The organism is Rhizobium sp. 10N427 (genome assembly GCF_056394605.1).
Map to the genome: position 1 here is coordinate 226,438 of NZ_JBFTID010000004.1, position 19,843 is coordinate 246,280.

Consider the following 19,843-nt stretch of genomic DNA (forward strand, 5'->3'; position numbering starts at 1 on the left):
ATATCCATGCCACCGCCGAACGCGTTTTTGAAACGCGGACGTTTTAGCACATTCGATCCTTAAAACCATTCCAAACTAGAGTGTTTGACACCAGTTTGCTTTTGGGCGATGAGACTTGGGCATTTCAGACGGATATCCGTCAAGGAGAGGACCATGAAGCTCAACAAGAATGTCTGCGCAGCACTGGCGCTGGCGGTAGCCCCCCTATCCGCCGCTCCGGCTCTCGCAGCAGCCCCGAAGGCTGCCGAAGTCGTCAAGTATTATACCGAAGTCGCGCATGCGAAATACGAGGACTCGCTGACCACGGCGAAGACGCTCGATGCAGCGATCGACGCCTTCCTGAAGACGCCGACCGACGAGACGCTGAAGGCTGCCCGCGACGCCTGGATCAAGGCACGCGTTCCCTATCAGCAGACGGAAGTCTACCGCTTTGGCAACCCGATCGTTGACGATTGGGAAGGCAAGGTGAACGCCTGGCCGCTCGACGAAGGCCTGATCGACTATGTCGACGCCTCCTACGGCACCGAAAGCGACGAGAACTCGCTCTACGTTGCCAACGTCATCGCCAACAAGACGATCAAGATCAACGGCAAGGATGTCGATGCATCCAAGTTGACGCCCGAGTTCCTCTCCGGCACGCTGGCTGAAGCAGGCGGCGTCGAGGCAAACGTTGCGACCGGCTACCACGCCATCGAATTCTTGCTCTGGGGCCAGGATCTGCACGGCACCGGACCGGGTGCCGGCGAACGTCCCGCCAGCGACTACGACCTGAAGAATTGCACGCACGGCAATTGCGACCGCCGCGCCGAGTATCTGAAGTCGGCCTCCACCCTGCTGGTCTCCGACCTGCAGGAAATGACCGACAACTGGGCTCCGGATGGCGCTGCCACCAAGCATGTCGAGGAAAATGCCAAGGCTGGCCTCACCGCCATCCTGACCGGCATGGGTTCGCTCTCCTACGGCGAGCTTGCCGGCGAGCGCATGAAGCTCGGCCTTCTGCTGCACGATCCCGAAGAAGAGCACGATTGCTTCTCCGACAACACCTACAACTCGCACCTCAACGATGCGATCGGTATCGCCGCTGCCTACACGGGTGACTACACCCGCGTCGACGGCAAGAAGATGACCGGCCCGTCGCTTCACGACCTCGTGGCTGCGAAAGACAAGAAGCTCGACAAGGAAGTCGAAGGCAAGCTGAAGACCACGCTCGACGCCATGCACGCCATGGCCAAGCGCGGCGAGACGGTCGAGAAGTACGACCAGATGATTGCCGAGGGCAACAAGGAAGGCAACGCGACCGTTCAGGCCGCCATCGACGGCCTCGTCGATCAGACCAAGTCGATCCAGCGCGTTATTGCCGCACTCGATCTCGGCAAGGTCGAGCTTGAAGGTTCGGACAGCCTGGATAATCCTAACGCTGTCTTCAAGTAAGCAATAAAGGCGGGCCGTCCTGAAACAGGGCGGCCCGAACTCCGAAATGCCCCATCCACCGGCTCGCCGTCTCTATCTCAGCGTCGCGCTTCTCGCCACGCTTGCCGGTCTTCCCGTCGCCCTCGCCGCCAATTTCGATCTGCCGGTGAAGCGGACCGATCTTTCCGATGCCGACATGAAGCGGGTAGCAGACGTGACGCGCCCGACCTTGGACTTCTCCAAAGCCGAGCCTTACGAGGCGATGCAGGCCGGGGCAACGACGTCGATCGATCCCGTCACCGAAGACAGTTTCTCGCATATCTCCGCCAATATTCCCTTCGAGGAAGAGCAAAACTTCAAGCTCGGCAATGCGTTGTTCAAGAAGCTCTGGGTGTCCGCTCCGTCCTCCACGCAGGCCTCCGATGGTCTGGGGCCGTTGTTCAACGCGCGTTCCTGCATGAGCTGCCACGTCAATGACGGCCGCGGCAAACCGCCGGAGGGTGGCGCCAGCGCCACCTCGATGTTCCTACGGCTTGCCCGGGCGGCGAAGACGCCGGCCGAGGAAAAGGCGATCGCCGACGCCGAAACAGTCAATTTCCCCGATCCCATTTACGGGCATCAGCTGCAGGATCTAGCCGTGCCCGGGCTTGCCGCCGAGGGCAAGATGGCGATCAGCTATAGCGAGAAGCCGGTGACGCTGAATGGCGGCGAAATCGTCTCGCTGCGCGTGCCCAGCTACTCCGCCACTGACCTCGCCTATGGTCCCCTTGACCCGGGAACGACAATCTCGCCGCGCGTCGCGCCTGCGATGATTGGTCTTGGGCTGATCGAAGCGATACCGGCTGCCGATATTCTGGCGCATGCCGATCCGGATGATCGCGACGGCGACGGCATTGCCGGCAAGGCGCAGATCGCACGCGATCACCGCACCGGCGCCATCGCGATTGGCCGCTTCGGCTGGAAAGCGCAGAACGCCACGGTACGCGACCAGAGCGCCGATGCTTTCGCCAACGATATCGGCATCTCGACGCCGGACCGGCCGGATGCCTATGGCGACTGCACGGATGCCGAGACCAAATGCCGCAAGATGCCGACGGGCGTTCAGAAGCGGCTCGGCAACGAGGAGGCGCCCGGGCCAGTGCTCGACCTCGTGACCTTCTACTCCGCCAATCTCGCCGTACCCGCCCGCCGCAAGGCGAGCTTTCCGGATACGCTGCGCGGCAAGCAGCTATTTTATCAGTCCGGCTGCATTTCCTGCCACATTCCGAAATTCGTCACCCGTCGCGATACGGCTGAAAAAGCTCAATCTTTTGAGCTGATCTGGCCCTATTCCGATTTTCTGCTGCATGACATGGGCGATGGACTGGCCGACGGGCAGCAGGTCGGGCTTGCAAGCGGACGTGAATGGCGCACCCCGCCGCTATGGGGTATAGGACTGACCCGGACTGTCAGCGGACACAGCTTTTTCCTGCATGACGGCCGCGCCAGGAACCTCACCGAGGCGATCCTATGGCATGGCGGCGAAGCAGAAAAAGCCCGCAATGCATTCTCCTCTCTGCCGAAAGACGATAGAGAGGCCCTGATCAGATTCCTGGAGTCCCTGTAATGCGCCTTTGGCAGCCTCTCGTTCTTTCGCTTGCCCTTGCCGGCCAGGCAGCCGCCCAGACGGCAGCGCCTCCCTCAGGTCTCAACGAAGATGCCGTGCCGCAGGTGATGGCCCGCGCCGTCGACGAAGTGATCCGCCCGGGCTACCGTAACATGCAGCAGTCAGCCGCCCGGCTAACGACGGTGATGAAAGACCTTTGCGCCGACGGCACGCAGCAGACGCTGGACAAGGCGAAGTCGACCTTCGACGATACGATCCGCTACTGGTCGAATATCGAGATCGTCCAGACGGGACCGGTCATTCACGACAACCTCTTCGAACACATCCTGTTCTTCCCCGATCGCAAGGGCGTCGGCCTCAAGCAGGTGCAGGCGCTGATTGCCAAGGCCGATCCGAAGGATACGACCGTCGATGCGATCGCCGGCAAGAGCGTTGCACTACAGGGCCTGACGGCGCTGGAATACGTGCTCTACGGAAACGGTTCGGAAGACCTGATTAAGCAGAAGAACGGCTTCCGCTGCCAGTACGGCGCAGCCGTTGCCGGCAATATCCAGCGCGAGGCCGGCGAAGTCGTCGCCGCCTGGGAAAAGCCGGATGGCGTGCAGGCGAGCTGGAAGCATCCGGGGCCTGAGAGCGAAGACTTCATGGACAACAAGGAGGCCGTCACAGCACTGCTCGGTATCCTCGTCCATGGCGCCGAGACGGTGCGCGACCAGCGGCTGGAGCAGTTCTACAAGGGCAAGGACACGGCACCGCGCCCGCGCATGGCGATCTACTGGCGCTCCAAGAACACCTGGAAGTCGATGACGGCCAATATCGAAGGTCTGCGCACGCTCTGGCAGAAGGCCGGCATGGCCGAGCTGCTGCCCGCCGACAAGAAGCCGATTGCCGATGCGATCGACGCCAATTTCAAAACGCTGCTCGACACCGTGCCGAAGCTCAACCCTGACATCGACGTCGCGACCAGTGATGCCGAGAAGGCCAAGCTCGATGCGTTTCTGGCGACCAGCCGCGACCTGATCACCCGTATCAGCGATGATTTCGGTGGTGCGGTCGGCCTTTCGGCCGGTTTCTCCTTCTCCGACGGAGACTGATGCCGATGTGGCGTAGTGCTGCAATGGATCGCCGCGGCTTCATGAAGGCTGCAGGCGTGACCTTCCTGGCTGCACTACAGCCACGCAGCCTGTTTGCGCTCGAGCGCGCCGACGCCGTCTATGCCTCCGGTATCCGGGCGGCGGACGGTTCTTTCGCGGTGGCGACGGTCACCGAACGCGGAGAGATCATCGATCAGGTAGCCTTGCCTGCCCGTGCGCATGGCATGGCCTTCAGCAAGGCGACCGGCAGAACCGTGGCCTTTGCCCGCCGTCCCGGCATCTATGCGATGATCTTCGATCCCTGGAACAAGGGAGAGCCCGTTGTCATCACCTCGGTCGAGGGCCGGCACTTCTACGGGCACGGCGCCTTTTCTCCCGATGGCCGCATCCTCTATGCCAGCGAGAACGATTTCGACGCCAATCGCGGCATGATCGGGCTTTACGACGCGACCGATCGCTTCGCCCGGATCGGCGAGTACGAAACCTATGGCATCGGCCCGCACGACATGACGGTTTCCGATGACGGCAAGATGCTGATCATTGCCAATGGCGGCATCGAGACACATCCGGATTTTGGCCGCACCAAACTCAATCTCGACAATATGCAGCCGTCTCTGGCGCTGATCGACGCGGCATCGGGCGCGCTCATCGAGCGGCGCACCTTGCCGCCGCAATGGGCACAGGTTTCGACCCGGCATGTCGATCTCGATGCGGATGGCCGCGTCTGGTTTGCCTGCCAGTACGAAGGGTCGCGGCGCGATCTTCCGCCACTGGTCGGCCACTTCTCCAAGGGCGAGGATCTCACCCTCATCGACCTGCCCGAAGAGACGACGCGGCGGCTCGGCAGCTATGTCGGCGCCATTGCCGTCAACCGCGGCGACCGGCTGATCGGCATCACCTCGCCGAAGGGTGTTTCGGTCACCATCGATGGGCGCACGGGGCGGATGATCTCCGAAGACGCGTTGCCGGAGGCGGCTGGTATCGCGCCCGCGGAACACGGGTTTGCAGTCTCTTGCTATGAAGGTGAATTCCTTGGGACCCAGAGCGATGTGGCATGGGATCAACACATCGTCCGAATTCAGCGCAAAGGCGCCTGACATCGCTGGACCGCGGGCCCCACGGCCCTAACTCTGCGGCATGAACAAAGCGCTCACCTACATCGTCTTCATTGCCGTCTCCCTCGGCGGCGGCCTGCTGATCGGCACCAACAATCTGCCCGGCGAATGGTACCAGTCGCTGGCCAAGCCGGTCTTCAATCCGCCGAACTGGATCTTCGGTCCCGTCTGGTCGATCCTCTACGTGCTGATCGGTATTGCCGGCGCGCGGACCTGGCTGCGCGGTCACCTGTCGGCAGCCATGCTGATCTGGGCCGGGCAGATGGTCTTCAACTTCCTCTGGTCGCCATTCTTCTTCGGCGCCGAGATGCCGAAGGCAGCGCTGGTGGTCATCGTTATCCTGCTCGGGCTGGTGCTGGCCTTCATCATCAATCGTTGGTCATCGGACCGTATATCCGCCAGCCTTTTCCTGCCCTATGCCGCCTGGGTCGGCTTTGCGACAATTCTCAACGCCTCGATTGCCTACCTGAACTGATTTACCCCTTGGCATCCTTGTCGAATCCGGCGCGCCGTGCCACTTTCGCGGCTCGAAGGGGACAAGGCATGAGCGTCGGTAACAACGGTGATTTCCGCGAACGGATAAGGCAGAGCTTTTCGCGCCAGGCGGCGATGGAAACGATCGGAGCGGAACTGACGCGCGTGGAACACGGCGTCGTCGAGATCGAACTGCCGTTCGACGTGAAACTGACACAGCAACACGGCATTTTGCACGCGGGCATCATTTCCGCCGCGCTCGACAGCGCCTGTGGTTTCGCCGCCTACACGATGATCGACGCCGATGCCTCGATCCTGACAATCGAATTCAAGGTGAACCTGATGTCTCCAGGACGCGGTGATCGTTTCCTCTTCCGCGGAGAGATCACCAAGCCGGGCAGCAATATCATCGTCGCAGACGGGCGCGGCTACGCGATCGGCGACGGTCCGGCCAAACTGATCGCATCGATGACAGGCACGATGATGGTCGTGCGGGGAAGAGAGGGAATTACCGGATGAAGTTCGAACTGAAATCCGTTGCCGGAAAGTCGATCCTGTTCGTGATGGCAGCGGAGGCGGAATATGGTCCGTTCCTCAAGTCGCGCTTCGAACCGCTGATGACCGGTATCGGCCCCGTCGAGGCGGCTGTGGCGATGACCAAGACGCTGACGAGGCTTGACGCCGCCGACGATCTCCCGCAGCTCGTCGTCTCGCTGGGGTCCGCAGGCTCTGCCAAGCTGGAGCAGACGGAAGTCTATCAGGTTTCCTCGGTCGCCTATCGCGACATGGATGCCTCGCCGCTCGGCTTTGAGAAGGGCAAGACGCCGTTTCTCGATCTTCCGGCGACGCTCGACCTGCCTCTGCGCATCCCAGGAATTCCCGAGGCGACGCTGTCGACCGGCGGCAACGTCATCTCAGGTGCCGCCTATCAGACGATCGACGCCGATATGGTCGATATGGAAACCTTCGCGATCCTGCGGGCCTGCCAGGGATATAATCTGCCGCTGATCGGGCTGCGCGGCATTTCCGACGGCATCGAGGAATTGCAGCATATTTCCGGCTGGACCGAATACCTGCACGTCATCGACCGCAAGCTTTCCTACGCCGTGGACAGCCTCTTTACAGCGCTGGAAGACGGTGTCTTCTGGTTCTGAAAGCCTTGCAGGCAGGGACAATCGGGACAATAAAATCGGCCAGGCCGTGATTTCCCGCATTGCAAGACCGGGTGCTATTCATTAAAGGCTCGCCATGACCCAGACAGCACATCCCGACAGCGTTCTCATCGTCGATTTCGGCAGCCAGGTAACCCAGCTGATCGCGCGCCGTGTGCGCGAAGCGGGCGTCTACTGCGAGATCGTTCCCTTCCAGTCCGCCGAAGAGGGCTTCAAGCGCCTCCAGCCGAAAGCCGTGATCCTGTCCGGCAGCCCGGCCTCGACGGTCGATGAAGGCTCGCCCCGTGCGCCGCAGGTCATTTTCGACAGCGGTCTTCCTGTCTTCGGCATCTGCTACGGCCAGCAGACGATGTGCATGCAGCTCGGCGGCAAGGTCGAAAGCGGCCATCATCGCGAATTCGGCCGCGCCTTCCTTGAGGTCGATGAGGACAGTAAGCTGTTCGAGGGCCTCTGGTCGAAGGGTTCGCGCCACCAGGTCTGGATGAGCCATGGTGACCGCGTTACCGCGCTGCCTGATGGCTTCAAGGTCGTGGCAACCTCGCCGAACGCGCCTTATGCCTTCATTGCCGACGAGAAGCGCAAATATTACGGCGTGCAGTTCCACCCGGAAGTGGTGCATACACCCGATGGCGCCAAGCTGATCGGCAACTTCATTCACAACATCGCCGGCATCAAGGGCGACTGGTCGATGTCGGCCTACCGCCAGAAGGCCGTCGATACGATCCGCGAGCAGATCGGCGACAAGCGCGTGCTCTGCGCCCTCTCCGGCGGCGTCGACAGCTCCGTTGCGGCCCTCTTGATCCACGAGGCGATCGGCGACAAGCTGACCTGCGTGCTTGTTGATCACGGCCTGATGCGCAAGGACGAGGCGGCGAATGTCGTCGCCATGTTCCGCGAACACTACAATCTGCACCTGATCCACGTCGACGCGTCCGACAGGTTCATTGGTGAGCTCGAGGGCGTTTCCGATCCCGAGACGAAGCGCAAGATCATCGGCCGCCTGTTCATCGAGACCTTCGAGGAAGAGGCTAAGAAGCTCGGCGGCGCAGATTTCCTCGGCCAGGGCACACTCTACCCTGACGTGATCGAAAGCGTCTCCTTCACGGGCGGCCCGTCGGTGACGATCAAGTCGCACCACAATGTCGGCGGCCTGCCCGAGCGCATGAACATGCGGCTCGTCGAGCCGCTGCGCGAACTCTTCAAGGACGAAGTGCGCGTGCTCGGCAAGGAGCTCGGCCTGCCGGATAGCTTCATCGGCCGCCACCCCTTCCCGGGTCCAGGCCTAGCCATTCGCTGCCCGGGCGGCATCACCCGCGAAAAGCTGGAGATCCTGCGCGAAGCCGACGCCATCTATCTCGACGAAATCCGCAAGGCCGGTCTCTACGACGCGATCTGGCAGGCTTTCGCGGTGCTGCTGCCGGTCCAGACCGTCGGCGTCATGGGCGACGGCCGCACCTACGAATTCGTCTGCGCGCTGCGCGCCGTGACCTCGGTCGATGGCATGACGGCGGACTTCTACCACTACGACATGGAATTCCTCGGTCGCGCCGCCACTCGCATCATCAACGAAGTCCGCGGTATCAACCGCGTCGTGTATGATGTGACGAGCAAGCCGCCCGGCACGATCGAGTGGGAGTGAGAGAGAACGCCCTTGCTTTCGATTAGATCGTTTCGAGCCTGATCGGAAGCGACTATTTCTTCGGTTCGATCAGGCTTGCAATGACCGGCGTCAGTAGTTCGACGAGCAAAGCCGGTTCCGCTTTCGTCAGCGGTTCAAGTTCGAGCATCTGTCGCATCATCTGCACGCCCGCAACAACCGCCAGAAATAGAGCTGCACGCTCCGAAGCGTGGTCCCCTGAAATGGCCCCGGTCGCGGCCGCGTGATGCACTTTGGCGATGCGCTCACGGGCAATTCGCGCCGCTGTCGCACTTGCAGTAGAGCGAAACAGGATCAGAAATCCGTCAAGCGGCACCTTGCCTTGGGTTGTGACCCCGACGAGCGCTTCCGCAAAGGCGCGGGATAACTCGGCCCGCTTCAGATTGTCCTGTGACAGGATGATCGGATCCCGCATCGTGTCGGTGACCACCTCACCGAACAAACCCTCCTTCGATCCGAAATAGCGTCCGACCATCATCGCGGTGACACCCGCTGCTTCAGCGATGCCACGCAGGCCCGCACCGTCATAACCATGTTCCGCAAAGGCTCTTCGCGCCGATGCGAGGATCGCGGCACGTGTCGCGTCGGCCTTGGCGGCGCGGCTATTGGGCGGCTGCGTTGATTTCATCATACACCTGTAGACTTAATTCGAAATTCAGTATACGGTCGTATATCGAATGTCACAACCGCGATCCGTTCGTACCCTATAACGCCGATCGCTCAATATCCTCAGGAGTTTCATATGGACGAACTTGTCCTCGTCACGGGCGGAACCGGCTTTATCGCACAACACTGCATCATCGCGCTGATCAATTCCGGTTACCGTGTCAGAACAACCGTGCGATCGTTGTCGCGCGAGGCAGAAGTGCGAGCCAACCTGAAAGCCGGTGGTGTCGAGCCCGGCGAGCGGCTGTCTTTCGTTGCCACTGATCTCAGTTCCGACGATGGATGGGCGGAAGCGACAACTGGCTGCACCTACGCTTTTCACGGCGCTTCACCCACGCCCTCCGGAACCTATGCTAGCGAGGAAGAATGGATCAAGCCTGCAGTCGATGGCAACCTCCGCGTTCTACGTGCTTCGCGCGATTCGGGCGTAAAGCGGGTTGTGCTCACCTCGGCGTTTGGAGCAATCGGCGCTGGGCACAAGCCGCTCGCCCGCCCCTTCGTCGAGACCGACTGGACCGATCTGACCGGAAACGTCGCGCCCTACCAGAAATCGAAGACCCTTGCCGAACGGGCGTCATGGGACTTCATTGCCAACGAAGGCCGCGGGCTGGAGCTCGCGTCTGTCAACCCCACCATGGTACTCGGACCGGCGCTGGGGCCGGATTATTCGCATTCGATCCGCACGATCAGAGAAATGCTGGAGGGTCAGCCCGGATACCCGAAGATCAAGACCTGCGTGGTCGATGTGCGGGATGTCGCCGACCTGCATCTGCGTGCCATGACCGATCCTGCTGCAAACGGCGAACGCTTCCTGGCCACCTCAGGCGAAGGGCTTTGGCTGGCGGAAATTGCTAAGCTGCTTAAAGAGCGTATGGGCATGGCTGCTAGCCGTGTCTCGACGCGTGTGTTGCCAAACATACTCGTGCGTTCGATGGCTCTCGCCAACCCAGCAATGAAAGGTCTCCTGCCGCTTCTGGGGGCCAAGCTGGACGCCAGCGGAGAAAAGGCAGAACGCCTGCTCGGCTGGACGCCTCGCTCGCGAGAAGAGGCAATTGTGGCCAGCGCCGAAAGTCTGCTAAGGTTGGGCCTTGTCAAAACCTGATTGCCGATGAGCAGATCCCGCCGTAAACTCGAAAGGCAGATGGGAGCAGAACCCCTCTCGCTGCCTAAAACCCCAGCGACTGTTGGGCCGGTTCAGGCGGACCGAGGTTGACACCCTCCAGTTCCAGCATCTTCGCTTTGGAGTTCGACCCGCCAGGCGCGGAGAAACCGCCGAGCTTTCCGCCGGCGGCGAGGACGCGGTGGCAGGGGATGATCAGCGCAACCGGATTTTTCGCCATGGCCTGGCCGACGTCGCGGGCGGCTTCCGGGCCGCGGCCGAGTTCCCTTGCGAGCGTGCCGTAGGTCGTCGTCCTGCCCCAGCCGACACGGCGTGCGGCGGCGTAGATTTCCCGGAAGAACTCATCCTGATTGGAAAGATCGAGCGCAACATTCGAGAAATCGACGGTCTCTCCGGCGAAGTAGCGTTTGACGGACTCGATCGTCGCCGCGACCGCAACCGGCGGATCGGCGCGCAGGCCTGACGACAGGCGTTTCAGTAGACGCTGTTCGGTCGAACTTTCAGCCTTTGTCGGCAGCTGGAAGCGGGTGATTCCCGCTGCATTCCAGGCGATGCCGCAATAGCCGCCGGCGGTCTGAAAAATGCAGTAGTGATGCGTTGCCTCGCTCATGACGCAACCTCCGTGATTGACTGCCCCAAAGATCGTATGCCTGCGCCCGGCCTTCAACCCGATTCTTGCGCGCAACCGTCATCTCAACAGCCCGATTATTTGTTCTCTTTTTGTTCTTGTCAATTCCTGCCCTTGTTGCTAGCCTCTGGTCCTTCATGAGGAGGCGGCGGTTGCCGGTTGGAGATGGTTGCTCAAAACCAGACGGAATTTTCGTTTGACCGTGCGTCGGGGCCGGCGCCGAGTCACGGCGGACCGGATCGAAAGCCTTGCAATGTCTACTTCGCGCTGCGCCCCGACGAGCGGGCGGCAGAGCAGACGAGGCGCATGGCGGGTGATCTGCGGCGGCGTTTCGGCTTACGGGAGAAGCCGAAACCCAAGCGCCTGCTTCATGTCTCGCTCTGCCATCTCGGCGAGTGGGATGCGATCCCGCCGAGCATGCTGTTCGATGGTTTGGCGGCCGCCGCTGCCGTCAGAATGCGCCCCTTCAAGCTGACCTTCCGGCGCGCCGTGAGTTTTCGCCAGGGCAAGCCGGCACTGGTTCTGCGGGCAGACGAAGGGCGGCAGGAGGTTCTCTCGTTGCATGCGCAGCTCGCCCTGTCGCTGCTCAACCGCGGCGTCAGCGTCAGGGTCCAGCCGAAACTCGAGCCGCATATGACGCTGCTCTATGATTATCGCAGCGTGCCCGAAACGATCCTTTCGGAGCCGATCGTCTGGACGGCGAAGTCTTTCGTGCTGGTCAACAGCCTCGTCGGCGAAGGCCGGCATGTGGATATCGAAGAATGGCCGCTGCTTGGATGAGACGCCCCTATTGACGCTTGCGCCAGTGCGGCGGAGTTGCTTAAAGCTGCTGCCAGCAGATTTTGCGGAGTGCTGACATGGATACGACCGAGATCATCATTCCTGGCGATACGCCGGGCATCGAATGGCGCCTGCCGGTGCTGCATTTCAAGGGCAGCGATCCGCATGCGCCGCGGATCTACATTCAGGCGGCTCTGCATGCCAACGAGCTGCCGGGAACGGCGCTGCTGCATTTCCTCTGCCGGAAGCTTAGAGCTGCCGAAGATGCCGGAAGGATCGCCAGCGACATTACGATCGTTCCGCAGGCCAACCCGATCGGCGCGGCGCAATCCCATTTCGGCGAACTACAGGGACGTTTCGATCTCGGGTCGCGCACCAACTTCAATCGCGACTTCCCGCTGATTTCGCTGCGCGACCGCGATACGCTGGTAGAGAATCTCGACCGGTATCCGGCTACGGATCGCTTGAAGCGGCAGCTGATCCACATGGCACTCGGCGCCGATCTGGTGCTCGATCTGCATTGCGACGATGAATCACTGCAATATGCCTATATCGACGAGGCCTTCTGGCCCGAGGCGGCCGATCTGGCCAGCGCTCTGTCGATGGATGCCGTGCTGCTTTCGGATGGCGAAAGCTCGGCTTTCGAAGAGGCCGTCGGCTTTGCCTGGAAATACGAGGTGCCCGGCGAGAAGCGCAGCCGCTTGCCCGGCAAGCTCTCCGTTACGGTGGAGCTTCGCGGCCGCCGCGACGTCTATCATGACATGGCATCTGCTGACGCCGATGGCGTCTTCGCCTTCCTTGCCGCCCGCGGGGCGGTCAGGGACAGCGCACCTCTCGGTGCTTTCACCGGACCCGCCGTGCCGCTCGACAATATCGAGATGATCCGCACGCCGGTTGCCGGGACTCTTCTTTTCCACCGCGACATCGGCGAGACGGTCGCTGCCGGCGATCTTTTGGCAACCATCGTCACGCGGCCGGGCATGGCCGACGGCGAGACGGAGATCCGTGCCCCGCAGGCAGGCTTGATCGTGACGCGCACGTCCGACCGGCTGGTGCGGCGGCGCGCAGACCTGATGAAGATCGCCTGCGGCGAGCCAAGCACGGCGCTGCGCAAAGCCGGAACGCTGGAAGACTGACGATGGCAACGACGATTTACGGCATCAAGAACTGCGACACGATGAAGAAAGCCCGCACCTGGCTCGAGGAGAATGGGGCGGGCTACGACTTCCACGATTATAAGGCCTCGGGCATCGACCGGGCACATCTGGAAGACTGGGTCGGCAAGGCCGGATGGGAAACGGTGCTGAACCGTGCAGGAACAACCTTCCGTAAGCTGCCGGATGCCGATCGCGAGAACCTGACGCGCGACAAAGCGATCGCGCTGATGCTGGAGCAGCCTTCGATGATCAAGCGCCCGGTGCTGGAGCATGACGGCAAGCTGCTTGTCGGTTTCAAGCCTGATCTCTACGCTGCCGAATTCGGAAAGTGATCATGTCGAAGACGACGCGTGCCACGCAGGTCCTTGCCAAATCGGGCGTCGAATTCACGGTCCATACCTATGACTACGATCCGAACGCCGAACGCGTCGGCCTGCAGGCGGCGGAAGCGCTCGGCGAGGAGCCGCGCCGGGTTCTGAAGACACTGATGGCCGAAGTCGATGGCAAAGCGGTCTGCGTCGTCGTCCCATCCGACCGTGAAGTGAGCATGAAGAAGCTGGCCGCAGCGTTTGGCGGCAAGTCCGCGAACATGATGAAGCCTGCCGATGCCGAACGGCTGACCGGGTATCATGTCGGCGGCATCAGCCCCTTCGGCCAGAAGAAGCTTGTGCCGACGGCCCTTGAGGAAGCAGCGCTGACAGAAGCCCTGGTCTATATGAACGGCGGGCAGCGCGGGCTGCAGGTGAGGCTCGCGCCTGGAGATGCGCTCAAGGCGCTGAACGCAAAGGCGGCATCGCTGATCGCCTAGGCCGACAGGTTCTTCAAAAGGCCTGCGAGCGCTTTTGCGGACGCATCGTCGAGCTTCGAGCCGACATGCCTTTCGATCGCCTTCGAATAGACCACCCACATCCGCTCGCGAAGCGCCAGGCCCGCATCGGTCACGACCACCCATCGCCCACGGCCATCCTCCGCAAATGTCTGGCGGCCGACCAGCCCCTCACGTTCGAGCCGGTCGATCAGGCGCGAGAGATTGTATTGCGCCAGCAGCGTGCGCTCCTCGATCTCGAAGGGCCTCAGACGGCTATCCGGCGCGCGGACCAGTTCCCACAAGACATCATACCAGCCGAGCGGCGGCATGCCCGCCTGTTTCAGGTCGGCCTCGATTGCCAAAAGCAATTTCTGCTGCGCACGCATGATACCGATCCACGCTTCGGTAACGGCATCTGATGGGGTGGTTTTCTCCGGCATGGATGCAATTACATCTATCTTGACGGATGCCGCAAGCGTATTTATATGCAATTGCATCTATAATGGAGATACCGATGCAGAAGCTCACCCTCATCTCGCACCATCTCTGCCCTTATGTGCAGCGCGCCGCGATCGCGCTCAGCGAAAAGGGCGTCCCCTTCGACCGTGTTGTCATCGACCTCGACAACAAGCCCGAGTGGTTTTCGAAGATCTCGCCGCTCGGCAAGGTTCCGCTGCTGCTCATCGAGGACGATGGCGAACAGACAGCGCTCTTCGAAAGCGCTGTAATCTGCGAATATCTGGACGAAACACAGCCGGGTCCGAGACTGCATCCCGGCGATGCGTTGCTGCGCGCGCGGCATCGCGGCTGGATGGAGTTCGGCTCGTCTATCCTCTCCGATCTCTGGACCTATGAGACGACAAGCGATGCACGGCAGCTGGAAGACAAGCGCAAGGTGATTGCCGGGAAATTCAAAACCATCGAGGCGGAACTCTCGGCCGGCCCGTTTTTCGCTGGCGATCTTTTCAGCCTGGTCGATGCCGTCTTCGCACCGATTTTCCGGTATTTCGACGTTTTCGATACGCTCGGCGAAAGCAATATCTTCAACGGGCTGCCGAAGGTGCAGGCATGGCGTAGCGAACTTGCGAAACGCCCCAGCGTGCGCGCGGCGGCCGCACCCGATTATCCGGAAAGGTTGATGGCATTTCTTGAAAAGCATCAGTCGGCACTGCTTCGGCAAGCGGCTGCCTAGGGCCACATTCTCAAGCGGCGAATTCGATGCATCGAGCTTCATTTTCGCCGCAAACGGGTCTAAGTCTGCTGCCTGCAATTTATCAGGAGGTCGCGACCATGAACTTCATGCCCCAGAACCATTCGATCGACCCGGTCAAGCTGGATAAGCTTGCCGAGGTCGCGGTGAAGGTGGGCCTGCAGCTGCAGAAGGGCCAGGATCTGGTCATCACGGCGCCAGTCGTTGCCATTCCGCTCGTCCGCCTGATCACCAAGCATGCCTATCAGGCCGGCGCCGGCTTGGTGAATGCCTTCTATTCCGACGAGGAATCGACGCTCGCCCGCTATCAGTATGCGAGCGACGAGAGCTTCGATCGCGCCTCCGGCTGGCTCTACGATGGCATGGCCAAGGCCTATGCCAACAATGCCGCCCGGCTTGCCATCGCTGGCGACAATCCGATGCTGCTTTCGGACCAGGATCCGGGCAAGGTCAGCCGCGCCAACCGCGCCAACTCGAGCGCCTACAAACCGGCGCTCGAGAAGATCTCGAATTTCGATATCAACTGGAACATCGTTTCCTACCCAAATCCGTCCTGGGCCAAGCTCGTTTTCCCAAATGATCCCGAAGCGATTGCCGTTGCCAAGCTCGCCAAGGCGATCTTTGCAGCGTCGCGCGTCGATCTCGATGATCCGATTGCCGCCTGGTCAGAGCACAACGGCAACCTCGCCAAGCGTTCGGCATGGCTGAACGGCCAGCGCTTCGCGGCCCTGCACTTCACCGGACCGGGCACGGATCTGACGGTCGGGCTTGCCGACGGCCACGAATGGCATGGCGGCGCATCGACGGCGAAGAATGGCATTACCTGCAACCCGAATATCCCGACCGAAGAGGTCTTCACCACGCCGCATGCGCTGCGCGTCGAAGGCCATGTGTCGAGCACCAAGCCGCTCTCGCATCAGGGCACGTTGATCGACAATATTCAGGTGCGCTTCGAAGGCGGCCGCATCGTCGAGGCGAAGGCGTCGCGTGGGGCCGAAGTGCTGAACAAGGTGCTGGATACCGACGAGGGCGCACGCCGCCTGGGCGAAGTGGCGCTGGTGCCGCATTCCTCACCGATCTCGGCCAGCGGCATCCTGTTCTACAACACGCTGTTCGACGAGAATGCCTCCTGCCACATCGCGCTCGGCCAGTGCTATTCGAAGTGCTTTGTGGATGGCGCAACGCTCAGCCAGGAACAGATCAAGGCGCAGGGCGGCAATTCGAGCCTGATCCATATCGACTGGATGATCGGTTCCAACAAGGTCGATATCGACGGCATCAAGCCAGATGGGTCGCGGGTTCCGGTCATGCGCCAGGGCGAGTGGGCGTAACGCAACACAGGCTGGCGCACGATACCATCGAGCGCCGGCTCTCCGGGCGTCCTAGAAGAGGCTTCCCTGCTTCGGAGGGGGCGCCTGTTCGCCGGACTTGGGCGCACGCTTCTTCGTCGCTGGCGGCGCTCCGCCCTCGGTGGTTACGGCACCGATGCGGCCATCCGAGAATTCGATCGAGATCCCGGCACCTGCCGTCAGCATGGCGGCCTGCGAGACCGGCCGGTCCTCATCATCCCTGATAACGGCATAGCCGCGCTTCAGCACGTTCTTGTAGGAAAGCGACTGCAGAACCCGATCCTGAGCGGCCAGCTCTCCCCGCGCCCGTGTCAGCTGATGGCGCACGGCCGTGTCGCCATGGCGGGACAGATTGGCAAGGTGATCGCGCATGCGGGCGGTCTGCGTCGTCAGGCGCGCCGGGACAGACGACAGCGTCACGCCAAAGCGCTCGACCCGGCCTTTCAAGGCATCGATACGGCGCTCGACGATGCGCTCGGCCCGCGTCATCCGCTCGGCCAGCATCTGCCGCCGCTCGGTGATCCTGTTGGACAGCACATCCGGGCGCAGATGCGATGCAACGCGCTCGAAGCTGCGGCGCTTGTTGATGGTGTTTAGTTCCAAACCGCGACCAAGACCGGAGGCCGCTTCGTCGAACCGGCGGCGCGGCAGAGCCAGCAGCTGATCGAGCGATGGCAGCGCGCGCATCAGCGCCCGCACGGACTGGCGGCGATGATCCATCTGCCGTGTCATACAGCCTTGAAGACGGGCGGAAAGGCCGGCGATCTGCGCTTCGAGTTCCGCCTTGACCGGCACCGCCATTTCAGCCGCACCAGTCGGCGTCGGCGCCCTGACATCGGCCGCGTAGTCGATCAACGTCCAATCCGTTTCGTGACCGACGGCCGAAATCAGCGGGATGGCGCTTTCGGCCGCGGCACGAACGACGATCTCGTCGTTGAAGCTCCACAGATCCTCAAGACTGCCGCCGCCACGGGCGACGATCAGCACATCGGGCCTCGGCATCTCGCCCGAAGGCTCGAAAGCGTTGAAGCCGCGGATGGCATTGGCCACCTCTTCGCCCGATCCCTCACCCTGCACCTTGACGGGCCAGACAAGCACATGAACCGGAAAACGATCGGAGATGCGGTGAAGAATATCGCGGATGACGGCGCCCGTCGGAGAGGTGACGACACCAATTACCTTCGGCATGTAGGGAAGGCGGCGCTTGCGCGCGGGATCGAAAAGCCCCTCGGCGCCGAGTTTGCGCTTACGCTCCTCGATCAGAGCCATCAAGGCGCCGGCACCGGCCGGCTCCAGCGTTTCGATGACGATCTGGTATTTGGACGACCCCGGGAACGTCGTGATCTTGCCGGTGGCGATAACCTCCATGCCTTCCTCAGGCCGGAAGCGGAGACGCGAGAAAACACCCTTCCAGATGACGGCATCGATGCGTGCGCGATCATCCTTCATCGAAAAATAAGCGTGGCCGGATGAATGCGGCCCGCGATAACCGGATATTTCGCCGCGCACGCGGACCTGATCGAATGCGGTCTCGACCGTGCGCTTGATCGATCCCGATAGTTCGGAAACCGAATATTCCGTGAGGTTTGTCGGCGAATCGCCGTCGAAGACATTGCTCATGTCTTCGTTCTATCCGAAGTGCGGCGAAAGATCAGCCGGAAGATCGCCGGTCCGCGGCGTCAATCCACCGGCTTGAAGAGGAAATACTGGACGCCTTCGGCCTTGGCATAGGGCTGAAGATAATTCGGCACATTGCCTTTGGCGAGCTGGGCGTAGAGGCCGTCTGGCTTGAGTTTTGCGAGCTGCTCGGTCGAGGGATCCTCATTGCAGAACGCCACCGCCGTTACGCCCGCACCACGCATGAACGCTTCGGCTTCCTTAGGTTCGGCGAGGCCGATATGCAGTTCAGTCAACATACCGCGCTGATTGCGATGGTAGGGTGCAGTCAAGATGTGCTGACCACTAAAACGCAAGATCGGTACACCCAACTCCAACGAGGCGACAACCATTCCCGTTGGGAGATTGTTGAGCGGTGCAATCGCTTCCTTTGATCGGCAGGCGGCCATATTCTCGGCCGCCTTCGCCTCCCCGTCCGCCTGTACCGCCTCATTTTTCGGCAGCGCTATCAGATCCGCGGAGACGGCCCAGATGGCAGGAACACTTCCAAGCACGACCAGAATAAAACAAAGCGCCGCCGCGACGCTTTCCCGATCAGCATTGGAGACTTTCCTGACGTCGATGATGAGCAATGCCAGCGGCAGAGCTGCCAAGATATTGGAGAATGGTGCGCCACGAACCTGAACGAGCGCGATTGCCCAGCTGACAGCGATCAAGAACAGCAAGATCAAGTGGATTTCGACGCGGTCCCGCTGCAGGATACGGAACAGGCAAGCGGCAATCGCAAAAATCCCGGTCGCATAGAAGGCACCAAGCGTATAGGGCTCCGTATGGCTCAGCGCAATGAACGACTGGGCCTCGGAAACGCGGCTTAGCCAGAGTTCGACAAGCATGGGGTCAAGGTCGCTGAGCGGATTGTGGAGGCACTGAGGCGCAATCAGCACCGCGGAGATCGCGACACCAGCACCAATGCCAGCGAGAACGATAAATCGTCTGCGCCGCGACATGCTGCTGGTGAACACCGCCGCCACGAACAGCAGCCCGCCCCCGATTGCGGAAAGGCTGTAGAAGCCAAGCGAGAGGTTATCGCAGGTTACCGCAGAATAAAGGCTTGGAGGGATAGTTCCGAAAAACAGAATGCTGATGAACAGCGCCAGGGACAAGCCGAACGCCTTTGCGGCAGCGGCATAAACTTCTCCGTGCCATGCCCAGGCGACAGCAACAATAATGCAAACTGAAGCCACTGCTGGTGTCGTTTCGGCACCGATGGCGATTGCTACGGCCGCGCAGAAGCCCGCGACTGCAAAGCTGCGCGCGCGATACTTATCGTCGAGCAGCATGGCGGCCATCATAGCGACCAAAGCTTGCTGCGCATTGTGGTGATCGATAGCACCCGGCAGAAAGCGGCCACTGATAATAGTCGTCAGAAATGTCAGGCCGAGCGAGATATGCATCGCCAGAGCACCGCCAATTCGCCGGCCGGCGATTGCCATTGCCAACATCAGGGGTACGACGAGCGAGACAGGCCATATCGCCAACGCTACCGCCTCCGCGCGCTCCCCGGACAGAAACAGCCCGAAGAACTTGATCAGCGACGCAATCGGCAGATCGATCAACCGCGACCAATGCATCATCGTGCCGTCGACACCGAGGCGATATTGCATAAGATCGAACCAGTTCTGACCTCCCAGCAGATCGCGAACCTCGACAAGCCGCATGCCATCATCGTTGTCGGGCCCGACGTAGTCCTTCGCGTTTGGCAGCTTCATGATCAGGATCGCTACGATCAAGACGCCGCTATAGGCGAATACCGTCGGCCAAAGCCGCGAGAACAGCGCCTGAAATCGTGCAAGCTTGCTGCTTGAAGGGGAAATGGCGGTCATCTCTACAGCGTTCGTCATTTCGGGAACTCGTTGCCAGTTCCAGCTGGTTTATCAGCAGGCGATCAAGAAAGAGTAAAACGTGCCAGTTGAGCGCAAT

General features: G+C 61.2%; 20 protein-coding genes. 15 read left to right on the forward strand and 5 right to left on the reverse strand.

Going from position 1 to position 19,843, the window contains the following annotated elements:
- Nucleotides 1–153 precede the first annotated feature (153 nt).
- From AC1DIJ_RS10865 to guaA, 8 genes are all read left to right on the forward strand, one after another.
- On the forward strand, nt 154–1,431 hold the full coding sequence (locus AC1DIJ_RS10865; protein ID WP_112385171.1) for an imelysin family protein: 1,278 nt from the start codon (nt 154–156) through the stop codon (nt 1,429–1,431).
- Between the two features lie 46 nt (nt 1,432–1,477).
- Nucleotides 1,478–3,016, forward strand: a complete 1,539-nt coding sequence (locus tag AC1DIJ_RS10870) for a di-heme oxidoredictase family protein (RefSeq protein ID WP_112385170.1) — start codon at nt 1,478–1,480, stop codon at nt 3,014–3,016.
- A complete protein-coding gene (locus AC1DIJ_RS10875) occupies nt 3,016–4,110 on the forward strand; it encodes an imelysin family protein (protein WP_112385169.1) in 1,095 nt (364 codons plus the stop codon). Before AC1DIJ_RS10870 ends, AC1DIJ_RS10875 begins: the two co-directional genes overlap by 1 nt.
- Nucleotides 4,111–4,115: 5 nt before the next feature.
- Nucleotides 4,116–5,207 carry a DUF1513 domain-containing protein gene (locus tag AC1DIJ_RS10880; RefSeq protein WP_112385384.1) on the forward strand — a complete coding sequence of 364 codons (1,092 nt, stop codon included), beginning with the start codon at nt 4,116–4,118 and terminating at the stop codon, nt 5,205–5,207.
- A gap of 40 nt (nt 5,208–5,247) precedes the next feature.
- The gene (locus AC1DIJ_RS10885; RefSeq protein ID WP_112385168.1) at nt 5,248–5,700 is read left to right on the forward strand and encodes a TspO/MBR family protein; all 453 of its coding nucleotides are present in this window, start codon (nt 5,248–5,250) and stop codon (nt 5,698–5,700) included.
- A gap of 68 nt (nt 5,701–5,768) precedes the next feature.
- Entirely contained in the window at nt 5,769–6,218 is a 450-nt protein-coding gene (locus tag AC1DIJ_RS10890) for a PaaI family thioesterase (protein WP_112385167.1), read from the forward strand.
- Complete coding sequence (locus tag AC1DIJ_RS10895) at nt 6,215–6,853, forward strand: 5'-methylthioadenosine/S-adenosylhomocysteine nucleosidase (RefSeq protein WP_112385166.1); 639 nt, start codon at nt 6,215–6,217, stop codon at nt 6,851–6,853. Before AC1DIJ_RS10890 ends, AC1DIJ_RS10895 begins: the two co-directional genes overlap by 4 nt.
- Nucleotides 6,854–6,947: 94 nt before the next feature.
- Nucleotides 6,948–8,510, forward strand: coding sequence for a glutamine-hydrolyzing GMP synthase (guaA, locus tag AC1DIJ_RS10900; RefSeq protein ID WP_112385165.1), 1,563 nt, complete (start codon nt 6,948–6,950; stop codon nt 8,508–8,510).
- Between the two features lie 52 nt (nt 8,511–8,562).
- Here the strand turns inward: guaA and AC1DIJ_RS10905 are convergent, their stop codons facing one another.
- Complete coding sequence (locus AC1DIJ_RS10905; protein WP_112385383.1) at nt 8,563–9,156, reverse strand: TetR/AcrR family transcriptional regulator; 594 nt, start codon at nt 9,154–9,156, stop codon at nt 8,563–8,565.
- A 114-nt stretch (nt 9,157–9,270) separates the two neighbouring features.
- Between AC1DIJ_RS10905 and AC1DIJ_RS10910 the strand changes: the two genes are divergently transcribed.
- Complete coding sequence (locus AC1DIJ_RS10910; protein ID WP_112385164.1) at nt 9,271–10,296, forward strand: SDR family oxidoreductase; 1,026 nt, start codon at nt 9,271–9,273, stop codon at nt 10,294–10,296.
- A 64-nt stretch (nt 10,297–10,360) separates the two neighbouring features.
- Here AC1DIJ_RS10910 and AC1DIJ_RS10915 read toward each other — a convergent pair whose 3' ends face one another.
- Nucleotides 10,361–10,924 (reverse strand): methylated-DNA--[protein]-cysteine S-methyltransferase, encoded by a 564-nt coding sequence (locus tag AC1DIJ_RS10915; RefSeq protein WP_112385163.1) that lies wholly within the window; start codon nt 10,922–10,924, stop codon nt 10,361–10,363.
- A gap of 324 nt (nt 10,925–11,248) precedes the next feature.
- On the opposite strand from AC1DIJ_RS10915, the gene AC1DIJ_RS10920 reads away from it, so the two are divergent.
- From AC1DIJ_RS10920 to ybaK, 4 genes are all read left to right on the forward strand, one after another.
- Nucleotides 11,249–11,722: a 2'-5' RNA ligase family protein gene (locus AC1DIJ_RS10920; protein ID WP_162702622.1), complete on the forward strand. Its 474-nt coding sequence runs from the start codon at nt 11,249–11,251 to the stop codon at nt 11,720–11,722.
- A gap of 77 nt (nt 11,723–11,799) precedes the next feature.
- Nucleotides 11,800–12,858: a M14 family zinc carboxypeptidase gene (locus AC1DIJ_RS10925; RefSeq protein ID WP_112385161.1), complete on the forward strand. Its 1,059-nt coding sequence runs from the start codon at nt 11,800–11,802 to the stop codon at nt 12,856–12,858.
- A gap of 2 nt (nt 12,859–12,860) precedes the next feature.
- Entirely contained in the window at nt 12,861–13,211 is a 351-nt protein-coding gene (locus AC1DIJ_RS10930; protein ID WP_112385160.1) for an ArsC family reductase, read from the forward strand.
- Between the two features lie 2 nt (nt 13,212–13,213).
- Nucleotides 13,214–13,687, forward strand: a complete 474-nt coding sequence (gene ybaK, locus AC1DIJ_RS10935; protein ID WP_112385159.1) for a Cys-tRNA(Pro) deacylase — start codon at nt 13,214–13,216, stop codon at nt 13,685–13,687.
- Here the strand turns inward: ybaK and AC1DIJ_RS10940 are convergent.
- Entirely contained in the window at nt 13,684–14,127 is a 444-nt protein-coding gene (locus AC1DIJ_RS10940; protein ID WP_162705918.1) for a MarR family winged helix-turn-helix transcriptional regulator, read from the reverse strand. The two genes, ybaK and AC1DIJ_RS10940, sit on opposite strands and share 4 nt — an antisense overlap.
- A gap of 74 nt (nt 14,128–14,201) precedes the next feature.
- Here AC1DIJ_RS10940 and AC1DIJ_RS10945 point away from each other — a divergent pair, with 74 nt between their 5' ends.
- Both AC1DIJ_RS10945 and AC1DIJ_RS10950 read left to right on the forward strand, forming a co-directional pair.
- Complete coding sequence (locus AC1DIJ_RS10945; protein WP_112385157.1) at nt 14,202–14,879, forward strand: glutathione S-transferase family protein; 678 nt, start codon at nt 14,202–14,204, stop codon at nt 14,877–14,879.
- A 98-nt stretch (nt 14,880–14,977) separates the two neighbouring features.
- A complete protein-coding gene (locus tag AC1DIJ_RS10950; protein ID WP_112385156.1) occupies nt 14,978–16,228 on the forward strand; it encodes an aminopeptidase in 1,251 nt (416 codons plus the stop codon).
- Nucleotides 16,229–16,279: 51 nt separating this feature from the next.
- Here AC1DIJ_RS10950 and xseA read toward each other — a convergent pair whose 3' ends face one another.
- Both xseA and AC1DIJ_RS10960 read right to left on the reverse strand, forming a co-directional pair.
- Nucleotides 16,280–17,866, reverse strand: coding sequence for an exodeoxyribonuclease VII large subunit (xseA, locus tag AC1DIJ_RS10955; RefSeq protein ID WP_112385155.1), 1,587 nt, complete (start codon nt 17,864–17,866; stop codon nt 16,280–16,282).
- 59 nt (nt 17,867–17,925) lie between these two features.
- Nucleotides 17,926–19,746, reverse strand: coding sequence for a hypothetical protein (locus AC1DIJ_RS10960; RefSeq protein ID WP_477831405.1), 1,821 nt, complete (start codon nt 19,744–19,746; stop codon nt 17,926–17,928).
- Nucleotides 19,747–19,843: the final 97 nt, after the last annotated feature.

Bases quoted from the DNA above. Each gene is read 5' to 3' on its own strand.
- guaA (WP_112385165.1), top strand. From the start codon at position 6,948: ATGACCCAGACAGCACATCCCGACAGCGTTCTCATCGTCGATTTCGGC.
- AC1DIJ_RS10950 (WP_112385156.1), top strand. From the start codon at position 14,978: ATGAACTTCATGCCCCAGAACCATTCGATCGACCCGGTCAAGCTGGAT.
- AC1DIJ_RS10865 (WP_112385171.1), top strand. From the start codon at position 154: ATGAAGCTCAACAAGAATGTCTGCGCAGCACTGGCGCTGGCGGTAGCC.
- AC1DIJ_RS10885 (WP_112385168.1), top strand. From the start codon at position 5,248: ATGAACAAAGCGCTCACCTACATCGTCTTCATTGCCGTCTCCCTCGGC.
- AC1DIJ_RS10910 (WP_112385164.1), top strand. From the start codon at position 9,271: ATGGACGAACTTGTCCTCGTCACGGGCGGAACCGGCTTTATCGCACAA.
- AC1DIJ_RS10890 (WP_112385167.1), top strand. From the start codon at position 5,769: ATGAGCGTCGGTAACAACGGTGATTTCCGCGAACGGATAAGGCAGAGC.
- AC1DIJ_RS10895 (WP_112385166.1), top strand. From the start codon at position 6,215: ATGAAGTTCGAACTGAAATCCGTTGCCGGAAAGTCGATCCTGTTCGTG.
- AC1DIJ_RS10945 (WP_112385157.1), top strand. From the start codon at position 14,202: ATGCAGAAGCTCACCCTCATCTCGCACCATCTCTGCCCTTATGTGCAG.
- AC1DIJ_RS10930 (WP_112385160.1), top strand. From the start codon at position 12,861: ATGGCAACGACGATTTACGGCATCAAGAACTGCGACACGATGAAGAAA.
- AC1DIJ_RS10880 (WP_112385384.1), top strand. From the start codon at position 4,116: ATGTGGCGTAGTGCTGCAATGGATCGCCGCGGCTTCATGAAGGCTGCA.
- ybaK (WP_112385159.1), top strand. From the start codon at position 13,214: ATGTCGAAGACGACGCGTGCCACGCAGGTCCTTGCCAAATCGGGCGTC.
- AC1DIJ_RS10905 (WP_112385383.1), bottom strand. From the start codon at position 9,156: ATGAAATCAACGCAGCCGCCCAATAGCCGCGCCGCCAAGGCCGACGCG.
- AC1DIJ_RS10920 (WP_162702622.1), top strand. From the start codon at position 11,249: ATGGCGGGTGATCTGCGGCGGCGTTTCGGCTTACGGGAGAAGCCGAAA.
- xseA (WP_112385155.1), bottom strand. From the start codon at position 17,866: ATGAGCAATGTCTTCGACGGCGATTCGCCGACAAACCTCACGGAATAT.
- AC1DIJ_RS10875 (WP_112385169.1), top strand. From the start codon at position 3,016: ATGCGCCTTTGGCAGCCTCTCGTTCTTTCGCTTGCCCTTGCCGGCCAG.
- AC1DIJ_RS10925 (WP_112385161.1), top strand. From the start codon at position 11,800: ATGGATACGACCGAGATCATCATTCCTGGCGATACGCCGGGCATCGAA.
- AC1DIJ_RS10940 (WP_162705918.1), bottom strand. From the start codon at position 14,127: ATGCCGGAGAAAACCACCCCATCAGATGCCGTTACCGAAGCGTGGATC.
- AC1DIJ_RS10870 (WP_112385170.1), top strand. From the start codon at position 1,478: ATGCCCCATCCACCGGCTCGCCGTCTCTATCTCAGCGTCGCGCTTCTC.
- AC1DIJ_RS10915 (WP_112385163.1), bottom strand. From the start codon at position 10,924: ATGAGCGAGGCAACGCATCACTACTGCATTTTTCAGACCGCCGGCGGC.
- AC1DIJ_RS10960 (WP_477831405.1), bottom strand. From the start codon at position 19,746: ATGACCGCCATTTCCCCTTCAAGCAGCAAGCTTGCACGATTTCAGGCG.